The organism is Streptomyces sp. NPDC057287, assembly GCF_042667905.1.
Lineage (GTDB): Bacteria > Actinomycetota > Actinomycetes > Streptomycetales > Streptomycetaceae > Streptomyces.
The window spans coordinates 201,188-220,896 of sequence record NZ_JBHUYV010000013.1 but is presented as its reverse complement, the minus strand read 5'-3'; the positions used below and the strand labels follow the sequence as shown (position 1 = coordinate 220,896).

Below are 19,709 nucleotides of genomic sequence, written 5' to 3'. Positions count from 1 at the left end.
GCCCGCTTCCCGGGCCCAGCCCGCTCCCCAGGACCCCATGCGGGCCTTCGCCGACACCGTCCTCGACACGCTGCACCGTTCCTACCCGTCGCTGTTCGTCCCGCCGCTCGTGCTGCGGCATCCGCGGCTGGCCAGGCTCTGGTACGGCGACGGGCGCATGCGGACCGCACTGCACAACGACCGTCAAGTCCGGGAGGCGCTCAGCCGGCCCAGCCTGGCGCAGAGCCTCGACGACCTGACCACCACCGGAGTGCCGGTCACCCTCACCGAGGACGGCAAGGTGCGCCGCGGCCACCACACGCTCATCCTCAGGGCGCGCCTCACCGACCGGCGGTTCGAGACCACCATGAGTGAGCGTTCCCTGCGGAACGCGGTGATCGGTACCGAGGTCTCCGGCCAGGGCCAGCAGGCCGCCATCACCCTCTCCGGCGGTGTGGAGCTGGGCATCTCACCCCGCGACCACGACAAGGTGCCCGAGGTCGGACTGCCCCGCCAGGCCGGCAGTGTGGCGGTCGGGGCCCGGCACGCCCGGACGGACACGAAAGCCACCAGGAACACGGTCGCGGTCACCCACGACCACCTGACGTTCCAGACCGGCGCCGACCTCTACAGCTACCAGGTGGAGCTGGGGGCCACCTTCGAGGGCCACCGCCGCCCGCGCGGCTGGGCACGGCTCGCGTCGGTGGGCCTGCTGGGCGCCGGTGTCTTCGTCAGCAAGGTCGAGGAACGGCCGCTGTTCACCCGGGGGAACGAGACGGTGGGCCGCGTGGAGCTGGCCGTGCCGGCCGCGCACGGCTCCGAGCACCACGCCCCCGCGGACCCGCCACCGGCCGGGCCTCCGCCGGCGCCCACGGTCGCACCCCAGCAGCTCTCCTCCACCGAGGCCGATCAACTCCTGGACGGCACCCGACCGTTGCCGAGGGCGGACTCGGCCGACCGGCGGCTCACCGAGAAGCTGCTGAGCGCCCCGCACGTGGTGCTCAGCACCGAGGGCGGCCCGCAGCGGCAGCAGCTCACGCAGGACACCGCCGACCGCGCGACGGGCGCCTCCTGGCATGTCGGCGCGCCCGGCGCCCCGGTGCGCTCCGCGCTGCGCCGGACGATGGCGAACCTCAGCATCGCCGGACAACTCGGCCAGTACCTCGGCCCGTTCGGTTCACGGATCGCCGGTCTCAACGGTGCGGGTCCCTTCCGTACGCACTATCTCAAGGCGGCGATCCGCGGCGAACTGAGCAACTTCCGGGTCAGGAGCGACCCCAAGCCGGCCAGCCTCGAAGCCACCGTCGGCAACGAACACCGCGTCAACGGCAGCGCGAGCACCGTCTCGCGCACCACCCTCGGCCTCCAGGGCGCCGACACTCCGTTGCAGCAGGCCCCCGGGCAGCCGGCGGTCGTCGGCTCCTACTCGACCGCCCTGCAGTACGCCTGGGGCAAGGGCCGCAGTGCGGCGCAGACCCTCACCCGGGGGCGCAACACCACGCTCACCTACGCCGGGCGGATGTACCTGGTGGTCGCCGACACCGCCGAGACCATCGCGGTACGGGACCGCTGGACGGCCGCGACGGGCGCGGTGGGAACCCGCTCCGGGGCCCGCATCAGCTCCCTGGCCGGACGGCTCTCCGAGAACCTCGGCAACAGCCTCGCCCCGCGCCGCGCCGCCGCCGCGCTCCAGCGCATACGCGACGCGGTGATGTTCCACCTCCCGATGCAGGACGTCATCGAGGCCGGGCTCGCCCCCGACGGCCTGGCCACCACCACCCCGCACAACCTGGGCGGCGGATACCGGGTACCGCCCTACCTGCGCGGCCGCCGCTTCCCCACCCACCCCAGCGGTCAGCTCGACGCCGGCGCCGCCGCGCAGCAGCTGATGGGCCGGCTGGAGAAGGCCGGGGTGCCCTCCCACGACCGGGAGCAGGTCCTCCAGCGGCTCTCCCCGGACTTCCTCGCCGCCCATCTGCACGAGCTGACGACGGACGGGATGACTCTCCCGGTCCGCTACCGGGCCTGGACCAGCCCGTTCCACCTGCCGGTCGGCGGCAGCCCCGGGCAGATGACGTTCAAGCTGACGCCGGTCACCACCACCGTGGACAGGCTGCGCACCGGCTACGAGCTGGAGGACTACCGAACCACCGCCCGCGACACCGTCGGCGGCACCTCCCAGGACCGCGGCGCCGACGTGACGCTCAGCGCGGGCGAGCGTGCGGCGGACAACGGCATCCTCGTGGCCAACCCGTCGCTCCAGGGCACCGCCGCCAAGCAGCGGTCGAGCGCTCTGACCCGGACCTCCGGCACGACCGCGATGCCGAACATCGCCACCACCCAGGCCCACGCCGAGATCGTCACCAGCTACACCCTGACGGTCACCATGACGGACGCGGTCGGTGATCCGCTCGCCCCCGGCGTCTCCGCCGTACCCGTCGGCAGCCTCCACGAGGTGCTCCCGGCGAGTCTGCTCACCCCGGACGGCGAAGGCGCCGACGGTGCGCTCACCGAGCAGGACGTACCGGAACCCGCACGCGCGGTGCGGATACTGACCGCCGACCAGGCGCGCCCGGAAGGCATCGCCGCCTGGCGCACCTCCGGCGGCGACCCCACCGGCAGCGCCGATCCGGACGTGCTGCCCTTCGACGACGTCGTCGGCTCCGGCATCCTCGCCGTGGACATCCGGGGCGCCGTCAACGTGCAGAACGCGCTGACCCTGGCCACCGCACGCGCCGACGGCCTCGGCGACACCGACCTCGGGACACGGCACACGGGCACGGTCCTCGACGGACGGGTGCGCATGGCCCACCACACCCCGCTCACCGGCCTCGGCACGGCCCCCGGGCAGGCGCAGCAGGAGGCCACCGCGCAGGTCGGCCTGACCTCGGGCTTCCGGGAGGCGCTCGGCGCGACCGGCACACCGCTGCCCACCCAGGCCTCCACCCACCTGTTCGGCCAGTCCCACACCGCCGACTCGCGCCTCTACGCGAGGATGCACCGGAGCGGGGCCCGGCTGCTCGCCGTGGAGAACAAGCCGCGCATGGAGGCCATGCAGCGGGCGAAGACCTCCGACGCGCTGGACGCCGGCATCACCGACAACGTCGAGGGCGCGGTGGGCACCGCACCCCTGGCCGGCAACAGCAACGCGGGCGTCACCAACCCCGGTGCCACGGTCCCGATCGGCGGTACGAACGACGGCACCACGCTCAAGGGCACCGCGGACACCACCCTCGGCACCCACATCAAGGTCGTCACCGACCGGAGCATGCTCTTCGCGATTCCGGTGAGCTGGCTGGCGGTGTCCGACGTGCACCACCGGGTCACGGACAGCCGCCCCATGTTCGCGCTGGGCAAGGCCGAGCGGGGGCCGCGCGCCGCCGAGGCGGAGACCACCGCGCTGGTCTGGCTGCGCGAGGACATCGCCCGCGACCACGGCCTCCTGGACGACTCCTCGTTCACCGACGAGGTCCTCACGGCCTGGGACGACCAGGCCAGGGCGGCGGGCGACCTCGCCACCGCCGAGAAGGGCTACTACGACGCCAGGGCACGGACCCGCGAGACGTGGCTCGGCCTGACCGATGACGAGCGCACCGCCCTGGGCGCGGACGGTTCCGGCGCTGCGGTGAAGCCGTCCCCGGCTGTCGCCGCCTGGCAGGCCGCCCGCGACGAGGTGCGCCGCTGGGAGCAGCGCACCGACACCGCCGCGGCGGACCACCACCGGCTGCACCTCGCCGCCTCCCGCCTCACCGCCCATCACCAGGGCTCGGTCTCGGTCCCGGTGAAGGACGACCCCCGGACGTACACCGAGCCCGCCTGGCGTTCCGAGACGCCCGAGCCGTACCGGATCACCGCCGCCACCGACACCGCGCCGCGCACCCTCACCTCACCGGACGGCGCCACGGTGCGCGAGGTGCACGAGATGCCCCACGACGGGGCCTCGTTCTTCCACGCGCTGCTCGCCGCAGCTCAGGACCGTGGCCGCCTGCCCCACCTGCTCGGGACCGATCTCGCAGAACGGTTCGCGGGCGATCCCACCGACCCGGCGGTCACGGCCGAGGCCATCGGCACCGCGCGCGACCGCCTGGCCTGGGCGCTGGGCCAGGACGGCAACGAGGACCTGCTCGACGCCCTCGCCCTGGACGTCGCCGACACCTTCACCCAGGCCGAACTCGACGCCTCGGGAATCAAGCTGAGCGCCGCTCAGCAAGCCGAGTTCGACGCCTTCGGGCGCCTCCCGGTGACGGTCTGGCCGACCCCCGCACAGCGGGTGGCCCTCGTCGGCGCGGCGCTCTCCCGCCCGTTCGCGAGCGAACCGCGTCAGGACGTCGCGGACGGCGAACCCGCCCCGCCCGAGCGCCGGGCGGGTGACCACGGCGGCGCCGACCTGCTGCCCGCGCTGGCCGCCCGGGTCCTGGGCACCCCGCTCACGGTGGTCACCGGCGAGGGCCGCGAACAACTCTTCCTCCCGCACGGCACCGACCCGGCCGCGGTGGACCCGGCCGCCGACCCCGTCCTCCTCGTCGCGGACGGCTTCTTCCACGCCGCGCTGCCCCAGGGGACCGCGACCCCCGTCGTCACACCGCTTCCCGCCCCCGCGGCCGGGACGACGGACACCACGCCACCCGATACCGGGAAGCCGCCCGCGCACCGCAGTCACGACACCCCGCCCTGGATGCCGCCGAAGGAGGCCGGCGGCCCCCGCTTCCGGCTCGGCCGGGACGGCGTCCTCACCGCTCCCGACGGTGCCACCTACACGCAGGGCGCCCCCTCCGGCCGTGGCAACGGCTTCTTCGGCGCGCTCTCCACGGCCCTGCTCCTCGCGGCGGCGCAGTCCGGGACGGACCGCGACGAGGCGGCGCGGCTGCGCATGCGCGCCGAGGCTCCACCCGCCAAGCTGATGCGTCTGAACGGGCTGCCCGGCGAGCGCGGTGAGCGTGACTCCCTCTTCACGCCGCCGCCGATGAATACCCGCCCGGGCGCGCCGGATCCGAGCCAGGAGGCCCGGGACGGGCACCTGCGCCGCCATCTCGCCCTCGCCCCCTGGGGGCCGGGGGCCGACCGGGCCGTCGCCGCGTGGGCCGCCACCGCCACCGGCACCACCGTCATCCTGGTCGAGGAGAACGGCACCGCCCACACCTACTCCGGGCCGTCCGCCGACAGTCCCACGGTCCTTCTCCGCCGCCGTGGGGGAGACTTCGTCCCCCTGCTCACCCGTACCCCGGCACCGGAGCCGAAGGCGCGGGCCACCACGCCGGTCGGGACCGTCCCGCCGCCCCCGCCCGCGCGACCGCAGGACCCGGCCGCTGTTCCGCTGCCCCCCTCGCCCGGCTCCCCGGCCGCCGACGGCGACCTCCCCGGGCTCACAGGCGAGGAGGCGTACGAGCTGAGCACGCTGTCGGGCGCCGTACCCGAGACCGAGGCGCTCGCGCGGTTCCGTTTCACCGACGACTCCGACTCCGGCTCGCTCGCGCGGTTCCGCTTCACCGACGTCACCAGCGACACCGAGGAATTCGACGACTCCGAGGACGCCGGCAGTGCGGTCGGCTCCCCGCAGACCACGCACCAGGTCTGGCTCGACGCCCTCTTCGGTCCCGCGGCCCGGGACGAGTACTCGGCGGAGATGCTGGTCGGCACGGCCCTGTCCCTGCGGGAACTCGCCCAGCGGCACCCGCAGCCCTCGTCCGTGACCGCCGGCGATCCCCTGCACGGTCTGGCCGGACGGGTGCTGGGTCTTGCCCCGGACGCAGAGGTGAGCGAGCAGCACCTCCTGGTGCTCGGCTCGCTGGCTCTCAGCGCGAACCCGTCCCAACTGGCCGACGAGGACAGCCTCTCCGCGTATCTGACGAGCCATGACACGGCCTTCGGCCGGGGCACCGGGTTCGTGTCCGAGCACGGCACCGGGCGGAACTGGACCGGCACCGGCGCCGTGGTGCCGCCCCTGGACTCGTACGCGGTGGAGGGTGAGGACGGTCTGCTGAGCACCTGGCCCGCGCCGTGGAAGGCTGCCCACACGGTCCTCGCCCAGGGGGACGCCGACTCGGTCCAGCTGAACACGCCACGCGGCACGCTCACGCTCGACGACCCGGGGGAGTTCGCCCGGATCGTCGCGCGCGACCCCGCGCGGCGCCCCGGCGCCGACATCGTGCTGGTCGTGCCCCACGGTGACATCGCGTCCCTGGCGCAGCACGTCGCCGACCTGACCGGCAGCCGGGTGTGGTACTCGGAGCACAGCCCCCGCCCGTCCACGGACTGGCGCACCGGCACCGACCACATCACGCTGGGCCCCCTCGGCGAAGGCGACGACGTCGGCACGGTGTGGACCTCCGCCCAGCCGGGCGAGGACTCCGACAGCGACGTGGACGTCTCGGACATCGTCGGCATGTACGGGGACTCCGACCACCGGGAGGGAGTCGACGCACGCCGGGCCGAGCCGCTGACCACGACGGACTACGGCGTTGTCAACGGGCGCGACACAGACGTGATCTTCCGCAGGCCCGGCGGGATCCAGGGGAGCTGGCAGACCCCGCAGGCCCTGACGGGCACGGAGGACGCGCCCGAACTCGCCATGTCCGTGCAGGAGTACCACGAGACGCTCGTCACGGAGCGGCCCGTCCTGCGGATCGCCTCGGACCGCACGCTCGCGGTCGAGAACGGGATGTACGGGCAGCAGGTCTTCGCGACGGAGGAGGCCGTCGCCCGCGCGTCGGTCAAGCTGGCACGCGCGGGCGCCGTGGTGCGTCTGCGGACCGAACGGGACCTGAGCGTCATCCTGCCCGTCCCCGGCGGCGGCAGCAGGCAGCTCTTCCTCGTCACCCCCGTCTTCCTGACCCGGTCCGGCCAGTCCACGGAGGAGATCTGCCGCGACTTCGCAGACATGGTCGCCGACACCTCCCGCACCACCCACATGGTCTTCCGCGCCCCCGGGACCGGCCCGGTGGTCATCGCACCGGTCAACGCCTCCGACGGCGCCGAGGTCACCGGCACCCACCACCTCGCCGAAGCCCTGGGCCGTCTCGCGGACGGCGACACACGTCCGGACACGGCTGATCCGGACTGGGCGGCGTCCCTCGTCCGCCAGGACGACCGTCCCACGGGCGGCGACGGCGGTCCGCTGCCCGGCCGGGCGTACGGCAGCGCGCTGAGCCTCGCCGAGGAGGACGACCCGCGGCGCGACGCCCTGTCCGACGCCGCGCGCCGGATCGGGATCAACGAGCACGCATGGGCCGACATCGGCGAGGGCTACGTCGTGCAGTCCGTCGCGGCCTCCGGCGAACAGGGCCAGCCGAGCCTGGAGCACAACTACGCCAAACCGCAGGCGGGTCCCGGCGGCGGCCACTTCGGATACCACTTCGTCACCGTGGTCCTGGCCAGCGAGGACGGCGGAGACCAGATCTCCCTGGAGAACCACGCACGAGCCTCCCAGCGCAACCACCGGCACCGCAGGGCGGCCCAGGCGAACCTGCGCAACCACGACCTGGCAGATCTGCGGGGGATCGCGTCGCGACTGCGCCAGGAGATCGAGGGACAGCCGGACGAGGGCACGGACAAGCAGCTCGCGGAGCTGCGCGGCTACCTCGACCTGACCCTCGCACTGATCCGGGCGAAGCAGGCCCAGGCGGACATGCACGCGGCGCCCGCGGGTTCGGCGGAGCGGGCAGCGGCCGAGAAGACGCTGGAGGGTGCCACCCGCGCCGCCGCGCTGCGCATCGGACAGCTCGAACCGGTCATCGCGGGCAAGCACCAGTGGTACATGCGGATGTACTCGCAGCGTCCCGGCGAGTCCGCACACGACACCAACGCGGAGCTGCTGGGGGACAGGCCCGCAGCCGAGGCCAATCCGCTCACCGCCGTCGTGCTCCGGGGCCAGCAGGCACTTCCGGTGCCCGTCGTCTTCGAGAAGGGCGCCCAGCAGACGCCCGAGGGTGCCATGCACTCCCTCCGGTACCTGGCAAAGGTGGTGGCCAGAGCAGCGCTCTGGAACGAGAGCAACGGCCTGCCCCTGCCGGACGTCCAGGTCACCGGCCGACGCGGCGGCCGCCTCATCGGCCGCGACATCGCGAAGGTGCGCGCCGACGCGGTCGCGGACTCGTTCCGGCAGGAGCTCGCCACGGCGCTGGCGGCACTCCAGGACGGCACACCGCAGCCGCACGTCACCGCCGACCGGTTCACCGTCGAGCCGGTCTCGGTGCGCGACCGCCGGACCTCCGCCGGTGACTCGGCGTCCTCCACCGTGAACATCACGGTCGACGACCACCGCGGCGGACCGCGACACGTCGCCACCCGTGGCCCGGGCGGCCTGCCGGGAGGCTCGCGCGAGGACGGCCTCGACCCGGTCGCGGAGCAGTGGCCGATCGGCCGCCCGATCACCGTCATGCGGCCCCGGTACGGCGTCGACCCGGGCTCAGCCGTGCCCGTGGCCGAGGTGCGCGCCGCCACCGGCGTGCCCGCGCCCGGCCCGTCACCGGACACCGGCACCGCGAAGGGCAAGACCCCGGTCCGCACCGCCGAGGACGGCGCGCCGGCCACCGGGGGCCCGCGGCCGAACCGGTGGTTCACCTACACGCGTTCCGCCGAATCCCGCGTGGAGCCCTTCTCCTACGAGGTCGCCGACACCGGGCACATCCGGCTCCCCGACGGGCAGGAGATCCCGCCGGACGGATGGACCCGCTTCGGCCACGACTTCGTCCACGCGGCGACGGGCACGATCCTGCGCGGCGACAGCGGCTGGATCGGCCGTGTCGCCAACGTGGACACCCTCGCGCCCGTGTTGGAGGAGCTCGACGAGGAGGCCGCTCCCCACCGGGTCGTGGCCGACTCCTCGGCGCTGTACCTGGTGCCAACCAGCGACGGCGACACGGCCCTGCGCATACCGCTGAGGGAAGCGGGCCCCGGCGCGCCCCGCGCCCGCCTCGACGACCGGCCGCGCATCGTCGTGCGATCCGCCTTCGACGTGCGGCGGTTCACCCACGACGGCGAGACCGTCACCGACCTCACCGTGCGGCTCGCCCTCCGCGGCGGGGACGGACAGGCCGACACGGACGGTGTCATGGCACGGGTGCGCCAGGGCGTCGAGGAGTTCTACAACGAGCCGGGGCACAAGCTGCCCGACGGCGACCGGCTGCACGTCACCGTCGAGCTGGTGCCGTCCGACGGCGAGCCCCATCTGACGGTCGACCTCGTGGGCCGGGACCAGCGGATGAACCAGCGGGCGTGGTGGGCCGACGCCGACCCGGCCGAGTTCGCGCACGAACTGGCACACCAACTGTTCCTGCGGGACGAGTCGCGCGACGCGAGCAACCCCGACCGGCTCGACGCGCCCGGCAGCCTGCTCGGTGCGTTCCGTGAGCCTGCCCCCGACGGCCTCGCGCAGAGCGGTCTGCGACCGCGCCATCTCCAGCTGTGGGCCGCGGTGGCCGGGGAGATCACGCCGCACACCCCGCCGGAGGGGACGAGCTGGGCCGACGCCAGGGCAGGCGCCACGGCGGAGCTCCGGGAGCCGGTGTGGGTCGACCCGGTGTCGCTGCCCTCCGCCTCCCCGCAGACCGGCCCCGACGGCGCCGTACCGCCCCCGCTCCCCGCCGGGGACGGCCTGCCCACCCTGGCGGAGGCCTCCGACGAGTCGGACACGGACTCCGACGACGAGGCCGAACCTCCGGCCTGGGCCGGCCAGGGCTGGCTGAACTCCGTGTTCGGCCCCGTGCTGGGCAGCGTTCCGCGCGACCGGCTCTCGGAGACCTCCGAGGCGCTGTACGGCCTCGTCCTGGCCGAGGCGGGCCCGAACCCGTCGCCGCAGGCGCTGCGCAACGGCCTGATCCGGGTCACCCGGCAGGTCCTGCACATGGGCGACGGGGTCCGGCCGGGTGCCGCGGACGTCCACCTGCTCGGTTCGCTGGCGCTCGACGCCTCCTCGGACGACCTCGCGAGCACCGACGACCTCGCCGTGTACTTCATCGACCGGCAGATCGAGACCGGACGTGGCGCGTTCGACGAGAGCACACTGCTGCGCGACGCCGAAGGGAACGCCGTCGGCCGGGACTTCACCGGACCGGGGCATGCCCCTCCCGAGACGGATTCCTACGCCGTGCGGGCCCGGAGCCGGGTCATCCAGCGGCACGCCCCGTGGCAGAACCCGTACCTCGTGGTGGCCGAGGGAACCGCTGACGGCGTCGAGGTCTCCGTACCGGGACGGACCTTCCTCGTGGACAGTCCCGAAGAGCTGGCCAGGCTCATCGCGTACGACTCCACGCGCCCCCGCGGCGCGGACATCGTCCTGGTGCTCCCCCCGGAATACGCCGCGACCGTCGCGTCCCTCGTCGCCGGGACGACCGGCCGCCGCGTCTGGCACCCCGAGGCACCGGTCGAGGTGGCCACACACCCGACCGCCGGGACCCGCCACCTCATGCTGGACCTGAACGACGGCGACACCGCTGCGAGCTGGGCCTCGACCGACCCGCCCGAGGACGGCGGACTGCCCGGAGCCCGCGACCTCAGCAGCGGGAGCGACACCGACAGCGTGTCCTACCCGGACAGCGAGGACGACCGGTCGAGCAGCGACGGAGACGCGGAGTTCGACCGCCTGGCCGACCGGGCGGTCCTGGACCGCCGGATCGAGGCGCTCCGGGCCCGCCCGCTGACGACGCGCGACTACGGCGTCATCGACCGGCGCGGCACCGGCGTCCTGTTCACCCCGCCGCTCCCGCGCTCGGTCGGGGAGGTACGGGCCGGCGACGGCACCGACGCCCTGGTGATGCCCCGCCAGGACCACGGCGACGTCCTCATGGCCGACCGGCCTCCCCTGCGCATCTCCGAGGACCGGACGCTGGCGACCCTCGCGACGGGGGATGTCCAGCAGGCGTACGCGACCCGCGCGGCGATCGAGCGCTCGTCGGCGCGGCTGGCCGCTGCCGGGGCCGGGGTGCGGCTGCGGGCCGACGAGTCGGTGGGCGTGCTGTTGCCGGGGGAGGACGGTTCGTACGGTGAGCCGCTCTTCCGGGTGGAGCCCGAGTTCCTGACGGACTCCGGCGGTTCCGAGCACGCCTTCACACGGGACTTCGCCCGGATGGTGGCCGGTGCGACGTCCGCACCCCTGTCCCACGTCGCCTTCCGGGGCCCCACCGGCGTCGTCGCCACGGCCCCGGTGAACGGCATGCACAGCCGGGAGGTCACCGGCACCCACCATCTCGCCGAAGCGCTGGCGGAGGTCGCCGAGGGCAATGGCTCCGCCACCGACGTGTCCCCCCGCTGGGCCGCGCGCCGTACGGGCCAGGACAGGCGCTTCACCGGAGGTGTGGTGGGCGCGCCCACGCCGGGGGAGCGCTACGGAAGCGGCCTGAGCCACGAGCCCCGCAACGACGCGGCGCGCACCCGGCTGGCCGGCGCCGCACGGCGTATCGGCGTCAACGAGTACGCCTGGGCGGGGGTCGGCGAGGGCTACCTGATCCAGTCGGTCAGCACCACGAACCAGGGCGGCGCCCAGCTGTTCACGCACAACCACGCCAAGCCCGGCGACCGGGTGGGCCCGCACGCCCCGTACCACTTCGCCCAGGTTGTGCTGGCGGCCGAGGACGGCACCCACCAGATCACCCTGGAGAACGAGACCCACTCCCGGAGCGAGATCCCGGACGGACTCCTCGACGACGTCATCGACGAGAACCTCGACCGCTACGGCGAGGACGGACTCACCGCGCTGGCCGCCGCGACCGCGCAGCGCCTCGCCGGACTGCGGCGCGGCGGCGCGGACGAGGCGGAGATCGCCCGCACGGCGAGTTTCGCCTCGGTGGCCAGGGCCCTCGCCGACGTCCACCAGGCAGAGCAACTTCCCTGGTACTTCGACGAGGACCGGCCCGAGCACGCCCTTGCACTGCGCGAGGTGGCCGCTGCGCGCTCCCGCGCCAAGGAGGCGGTCCGGGCCGCCGCGCCGGTGATCGAGAGCAAGGACCTGTGGTTCCTCCGGGCGTACAGCAAGCGTCCCGGTGAGTCGGCGCACGAGGCCAACGCGGGCCTGCTGTCCGAGGATTCGCCGGCCGTGGCGAATCCGCTGACGACGGTGGTGCTGCACGGCCACACGCCACGCCTGCACCAGCGGACGATCCACTTCGAGGAGAAGCGGCACGACACACCCGCCGACGCGGACGACACCATCGGCGCTCTCGCCCTCGCGCTCGCCCGCGCGGGACTGTGGAACCGGGCCCACGGCCTGCCGATGCCGTCGGTCACCGTCACCGGGCACGGCAACCGCTCCCAGGCCAGCGCCCGGGCGCGGGCCGACGCCGTCGCCACGGCGCTCGCGTCCGAACTGGCCCAGGTCCTCGGGGCCTTCCAGGCCGGAGAGAGCGGACCCCGCGTCGGAGTGCGGGACTTCGGCCTCACGAAGACCGCGAAGCGGGTGCGCAGCGCCACCGCTCCCGCCCAGGGGCGCGTGGTGACGATCGACATCGACGACCACCGCCTGGTGACGCCGGCACCGTCCGGCCGCACCACACCGGTCGGGGAACCCGCTCCGGGAGAGGCCGTGGACACGCGGCCGACGTCGGAGCCCGCGACGCCTGCCGAACCGGAGGTCACCCGGCCCACGACCCCGGAGTCCGTGACCGGCGGCGAGCGCGCCGGGTCCCGGCCGCCCGGCCGTTCCGCGCGGCCGAGCCCCGAACGCAGGAACAGCGACGCGCCCCCGTGGGTGCTGGCACGCATCCGCTACGCCGAGGAGTCGGTGGCCTTCGACAAGCGGCTCGGGGAGTACCTGGCCGAGCACGCGGCCGTGACCGCCGAGTTCCGGAAGATGGCGAGTGCCGCGTGGGCGACGGCGCGCCGGCAGCATCCGCGTGCGCTGGCGACGTTCGGCGACGTCAACAAGGCCAAGGCGGGTGTCGTCGGGAAGTCCCGCGAGGCGCTCCAGCGCGTGGTGCGGAGCGGAAACCTCCGGGAGCTCGTGGCGTTCCTGTACGAGGGCATCTCCAGCGACCTCGTACCGGAGATGCTCGGCGGCGCCGAGGAGATGCACGCGGAGATCACCGCTGAGCGGCCGAGCCGGCGGCAACGGCAGGTCTACGCCGAGTACATGCGGAAGGCCCTGGAGATCCAGGCCTCGGCCATGTCCCTCGCGGAGAAGGAGGCCGCGGTCGCGGAGCTGCAGCAGTCGGTGGTGACCCCGGCCGACCCGGACACCGTCCGGCCGCCGCTGAGCGAGCCGGAACGCCGGATCGCGGTCAACGAGTTCGGGCTGACGTGGATGCCTGCGACCGCGGTGTACGACATCCCGATGGGCGCGGACTTCCAGGGCGCTTCCCAGGAGTCGGGCGGCCTGGTCGCCACGGGCACCGCCGGGTCCACGTACCGCTTCCTGGTGCAGGCGGCCCGGATGCGGGAGCAGTGGGGCGTCGACCTGGACCTCGGTCTGATCAGGGCCGGAATGCTGGCGATCTCGCTGACGGTGGGCCACCACACCGCCCACGAGGTGATGCGCGGCGCCCAGCTGGCTCTGGACGACGTGCCCGGTCACGACCCGGCGCTGGACTACGCGGACAACTGGGGCCGGTACTGGAACATCCACCCCCTCACCGAGCAGGAACTGCGGGAGAACGTCGCCCGGGACGGGCTCTTCCCCGACGAGCACGCCCAGGCCCTGCTCGACGAGCTGACGCCCCTGCCCGCCACGGGCACCGGCACCCGCGAAGGCGAGGCGGATACCCACGGGGCGCTCCCGCACCGTCCCGGCCCGGCCCGGCCGATCCGCACCCGGCCCGTCACCGCCGGGCCCGACCGCCCGCAGCCGCAGGCGGCGAACCCGCCCGGAGCACCCTCCGCCGCCCGTGCCGCCGCAGCGGATCTCGCCGCCGCGTGGGACGCGCACGGGCGAAGGCTGACCGCGCTGGGCGAGGCCGCCGCCGAAGCCGCGACGACGGAGCGGACCGGCGGCGACCGGACGGTGGCTGCCGAGGCGTGGGCCGGGGTCGACAGGGCGCGCGCGGCTCTGGAGCGCGCCGAGGCGCGGCTGCTGGCCCTGGGCATCGCCCCGGAGGCACTCGGTGCGGCGAGGAGCAGCGACACCGTCCGGGATGACAGGTCCCCGGTCGTCCCGAGGGACAGCGCGCAACGGGGCTGGATCGCGCTGCAGCTGACCGATAGCGACCTGCCGCCTGTGCTGCCGGAACCCGCCGGGGGCGAGACCGTCGCCCCGGAGGACCTCGACGCCGTCGGCATCACGCTCTCCCAGGGGCAGCGGACCGAGATGATGCTGCGCGGGGACGGCCGGCTGCCCATGGGCGGACTGCCGCCGCTGGAACGGCTCCGGGTGCGGATGGCCCACTCCGACGCGTGGTCGGACGCGATGGAAACGGCCGCCGCCCAGGCGTCGGGGCGGCTGTGGGAGCAGGCGTACGCCGACTTCGCGGGCGCTGCACCCGACGGCACGGACGAGGCCGGCACCACCCGCGCCTGGGCCGCGGCGGTCTCGCTGGTGCTGCCTGCGGAACCCCACTCGGTGCTCGCCGACTCCCGCTACGCGGGCGACGCCTTCCGCGACGCGGTGCGCCGTGTCGCCGGCCACCTGCTGACCGACGGGACCGGCACCGCGGCACACCTGGCCGATACCCTCCGCTCCAGGCTGGGTCTGCCGCAGCGGTGGACCCCGCCCACCACGACCTCGCCCGCCACGACGCCGGCCACCACGACGCCGGCCACCACGACGCCGGCCACCACGACGCCGGCCACCACGGAGCCCGCCGGGACGGGCGCGCGGCGGGCGGCCCCCGCGGCTCAGTCGGGGACGGGCACGGACCTGCCCGAGTTCGATTTTTCGGTGCTGGACCGGATGGACCTGGACAGCTTCGATCCGGGCGACTTCGACTTCGACTTCGACATGACCGGCCCGGACTTCCCCGACCTGGACATGACCGACCTCGACATGACCGCTCTGACCACGGGCGGCGGACAGCCGGTGTTCGTCGCGCCTGCGGCCGCCTCGTCGGCCGGACCCCTCGCCGCCCTGCCCCGACAGAGTCTCGTGACGTTCGACCAGCGAGAGACGAGCCCCTCGGCCGGCGCGCGTGCGGACGTCGAACGGCTCGCCTTCCGGGTGGCGGAGGCCGGTCTGCGCAACCGGCGCACACGGGTGCCGCTGCCGAAGGCCGACATCGCGGGGTACGGCGCCGACGCGCGCGGGACGGGGACCGCCCAGGACCGGGAACAAGCTGCCCGAGGGAGGGGCGACCAGCGCGCGGCGGCCGCGCGCGAACTGTTCGTCGAGCTCCTGGACCAGTCGCTGCACACCCTTCAGCGGAACCAGCCCGCGGGACAGCCGAGGCTGACCGCGAAGGACTTCACGATCACCTCGCGCGGCCGCGCACGCGTGCCCGGACAGGGTGTCACCGTGGGCGCGTCCGAGCAGGTGAGCAGTGCAGACCTGGGCCGCCAGGCCACGATCTCCGTCACGTCACCGGGACACGCGGCGGCGGTGGAGACCCTCGACGCTCTGCGCCGCAAGGACCCGGCCCTGCGCGCCGGGGCGTTCGACGTCGACGCGTCCGCCCGGCGGATCCTCCACATGGCTCCGCACGTGCTGGTCGACCCGGAGATGCGCAGGGACTTCTACACCATGGTCGAGCGGGCGATCGCGGCCGGGAGGGCGTCGAGCACCGCCGCGCTGACGGCGTTCCACCTCGACGAGGAGGGCGTACTCGCGGAGGACCGGGACCGGTTCGTCGCCGTGGGCGGAAACCGTGTCCCCGGCCTCAACTGGGCCGGTACCGACACCGTCGAACTGGACGGCCTCCTCATCGACGACCTCGCCCCCGACCCCGCCGGCGGCTTCCTGCCCACGGGTGCCGCGGCCTTCTCCCCGTGGCCCTGGGACGTGGCCCCGTACGCCGTTCTGGCCGACGGGCGGCACGACACGGTCACGGCACGGCTGCCCGACGGGACGACGACGGACCTCGACGCCGACGAACTGGCCGAACTGGTCGCGGCCGACCTGGCACGGCAGGGCCTGCCGGCGACGACCCCGATCGTGCTCGCCGTCCCCTTCGCCGGCGACCGGTACCTGGAACTCCCGAGGAAGCTGGCGGAGCGCACCGGCCACACCGTGTGGGTGCACAGCGGCCTGGCGCGACGTCATCCCGACCCGGCCGGACCGGGCACCATCGCCGTGATCCGGCGCGACGGGCTGCCCCACGGTTCCTGGGTCCCGGTCCGCCCAGGCCTGGCGCCCGACGCCGACGAGGGCACCCCCGACTGGCACCGCGACGTACTGACCCAGCCCGTCGTCAGCGCGCTGACCGGGCAGCAGATCGGCCGCAGCCTGCACGATCCCGGTGAGCTGGCCGGTGCGCGCGAGGAGAACTACAGCCGTCTCGACCAGATGACGAAGTACATCCACTACAACCCCGCCACGGGCTCGTACTCCGCCGGACTCCCCCTGGACGATCCCGGCCCCAAGGACAAGGCGTACCACCTGGCGGGCCACGGCCAGCCGGGTCGCATGACGCTGCCGCTGGCCGACGGCACGTCGAGGACGGCCGGCCGGCGCGAGGCGGGGGAGTGGCTGCGACGGCGCAAGAGCCTGTCGAGCCTGCCCCAGGACCACTGGATCGACCTGGTGATCTGCAGTTCGTCGGCCATGCGGGACAGGGCCACGCAGGACCAGTCGCAGATCGGCGCCTCCTTCCCCGTCCCGTTCGCCGCCGATCCGCTCGCGGACGACGCGATCTCCATGGGGCAGCACCTGGCGAACGTCACGCGGCGGACGGTACGGCTGTCCTACTCCCTCCAGGCCGCGTACACGCACCAGGGCGAGCCCGTGCGCGTACTGTTCACCGACGCCCGGGGAGACCGGACATGGTGGGACACCAGCCGTCCCGAGCCCCGCGGCGCCGAACTGGACCGGCTGGCGCGGGAGGCCGGATTCGAGGGCGAGCCGTCACCGACGAGCCGGGCCGGGGCGCTGCGGCTGGTGCGGGCCCTGCGGATGGTCTTCGGGCACGACATCGAGGACGCCCCCGACCACGCGGCCCTGATCCGCGGAGTCGGCGCGATCGACAGCATGTGGCACGCCGATCCGGACCTCGGCCCGACCGGCCCGTTCTCGACGGACCTGCTGCGGCGGGTCGTCGCCGCGCACCCCGAGGCCGCCTCCGGGGTGGACCAGCAGGTCACCCGCAGGGTGCTGGCCGCGGCGGCGCAGGCCTGGCAGCCGGGATCAGCCCTGCCCGTGAGCGGCTTCGTGGACCTGCCGGTGCTGCACTCGGCCGCCCGGTGGCTCCAGGACACGACGGCGGTGGACGAGGCAGCGGTCGTCGCGCTGCAGCTGTCCGGTCCCGACGAGGTGGGCGCAGCGGAGCGGGCTCGGATGTTCTGGGCACGGGTCAAGGCCGAGGAGGCGATGGCCGCGGCCGGCCAGGACGCGGACACGTTCATCACGCGGGTGCAGCACCTCGATCCCGCCGTCGAGGCGAACGACGCACTGCGCGACGACGTGATGGCCCTGCTCACCCGGGGGTTCGCGGTGGGCCGGGCCATGGCCGACCCCGACGTGGCGGCGGCGTACGACCTGGAGGAGAGCGGTGCCTTCGAGAACCCGATGCTGCCGTCGGGTCCGGGGTCCGGCACGAGCGGTGGACGCGACTGGCAGGACGGGTCCGCCCCCCTGCCCGCGACGAGCCGGTTCCGGGCGCCGGGCGGGATCGTCGACGCGCCGTGGGCCGGGCAGGACGCGTCCGGCAAGGACAAGCCCGCCCCCTACGTGGTGCGGGCTTCCGTGGACCTCCAGGACGACGACCACCTCGACGTGAGCGTCGACGGGACGCCGTACCGGGTCTCCGCCGGGGAGTTCGCCGAACTGCTCGCCGCCGACGAGGCGTTGCGCGGCCTGCCCCTGTCGACCCCCGTCCTCCTGGTGCTCGACGGGCTCGGCGGTCCCGCGCCGGGGCTGGCGGACCTGGTCGCCCAGCGGCTGGGCCGCAGCGTGTGGTGGAGCCCGTTCCCGGTGGACCTGTCCGGGACGGACGATGCCGGAACCCCGGTGCCGACGCTGACCGACTCGCTGGCCACGATGACCAGCCCGACGGCAGCCGACTGGCGCGAGGCCAGGCCCGTCGACCCGGCCGGGCCCCAGGAGGGACCGCGCCCTGTCGCGCCGCCCCTGCCCGCGAGCCCGCAGCCCGGCACGGCGGGCCCGGCCGCGAACGGTGTGCAGTCCGGCGACGGTGCGGCCCCGGCGGGGCAGGACCAGCTCTGGTCGGCGGACGGCAGGTTCGACTCCCGGTTCGCGGAGACGCTGGAGGAGTTCCCTGTCGCCGTCTCCACCGACCGGCACACCGTATGGGGCTACGGCCAGGACGACCCGGACTTCCACGTGTTCGCCGCCGAGATCCCGTCACTCGGACTGCGCGGCGAGTACAACCCGGCAGGCCCGTCCGCCGGAGGCGTCACCGACATGGCCGGGCGGGTGTACTCCGAGGGACCGGCCTGGGACTGGTACCTGCCCGGCCGCGGACTCGTGGCCTCCTCGCGCCTGTCGACCGTGGAGAGCACCCCGGACGAGGCGGACCCCTCGCCCGTACCGGCCGGCTGGCCCGCCACCGGACCGGTGAGCCCGACCCCGCCCGTCGCCCCGGCCACCGTCGCCGCCGACCCGGCACCGCTCACGGGCGTCACGTTCCCCGAGGCGCTGTGGCGTGACCACGACGGCCCGCTGTACCGCTTCAGCCCCGACGGACCCGAGCAGGTCTTCGGCGAGGGGCTCAGGGCGTACGGGCCGGACGTCGTGCACATCATCGACCACGTCTACGGCGGCAGCGCCCAGGTCCCGCACACGGTCTTCGCGAGCACGACCGCCAACCGCGACTACGTGCGGGACAGTGCCCGTGCGAACCCGATGGGCGCCGCCGCCCTGCACCGCCGCTACCGCTGGCGCTACGACATCCAGGCCCCCGGAGGCATCGACGTGAACGCCACCCTGGGCCTGGCCTCGCCCTTCCCCGACCAGGAGGAGGTGCTCTTCCCCGGAGGCGTCGACCGCCGGTACATCCGAGGCGCGCAGCCGATGGAGTACGGCATCCCGGTCGGAGGGTACGTCGCCAACCCGCACTTCGCGCCGCCCGGCGCGGGCGACCCAGGCACCCCCAGCGAGCGAGGAACCGATGAGTGAGCCCGAGGCCGAACCCTCCGCCGCCCCCGTGGACCCTCCGCCTCCGGAGGAGTTCGTCGAGGCCGCCAGGCTGGCACCCGACCACTGGCTCTACCTGAGCGATCCGGCATGGCGGGGGGAGGGCCCGCCGCCGGAGTGGGCCATGGTCGGTCAGTGGCGCTCCGACTCCCGGGGCGTGATCGTCGAGTGGGAGGACAACGAGGACTACCGGCCGTCACCCGAGGCGATGGGATGGCCCGAGCCCGTCGACGACGTGGACCGAGCCGTCCAGCTCGCCACCACCGGGTACGGTCCTGCGGCAGACGTCACCTCGGCCCTGGCCACGGCCGAGGTCGCGGTACTGATCACGGCGGACGGTGAGCCCGTAAGCGCGTCGGCGCCCGACGGCACGGCGGTGGTCCCGGTCTACACCTCGCCCCAGTACCTCCGGACAGCCATGGGACTGGGGTTCGCGCGGCTGCCGGTCGTGGACCTGCTCGGCCGGATCCCTGCGGGCCACAGCCTCTGCCTCAACAGTTCGGCCCCCGTCAGCATGGTGCTGGCCACGGAAGGGCTCGCGGAGGCACTGGGCGAGCCGCCGTCATAG

The 19,709-nt window shown here is 74.4% G+C and carries 2 protein-coding genes (1 of these 2 cut by a window edge); both read left to right on the top strand.

The window, feature by feature from the left end; translation table 11 throughout:
• Positions 1 to 19,123 carry the 3' portion of a lonely Cys domain-containing protein gene (locus ACFUNE_RS24990; protein ID WP_383572190.1) on the top strand. It extends 7,382 nt beyond the left edge of the window, so 19,123 of the gene's 26,505 nt are visible here — the last part of the coding sequence; its start codon lies beyond the left edge, outside the window; it ends in the stop codon at positions 19,121 to 19,123.
• The gene (locus ACFUNE_RS24985; RefSeq protein ID WP_383572187.1) at positions 19,116 to 19,709 is read left to right on the top strand and encodes a type VII secretion system-associated protein; all 594 of its coding nucleotides are present in this window, start codon (positions 19,116 to 19,118) and stop codon (positions 19,707 to 19,709) included. Before ACFUNE_RS24990 ends, ACFUNE_RS24985 begins: the two co-directional genes overlap by 8 nt.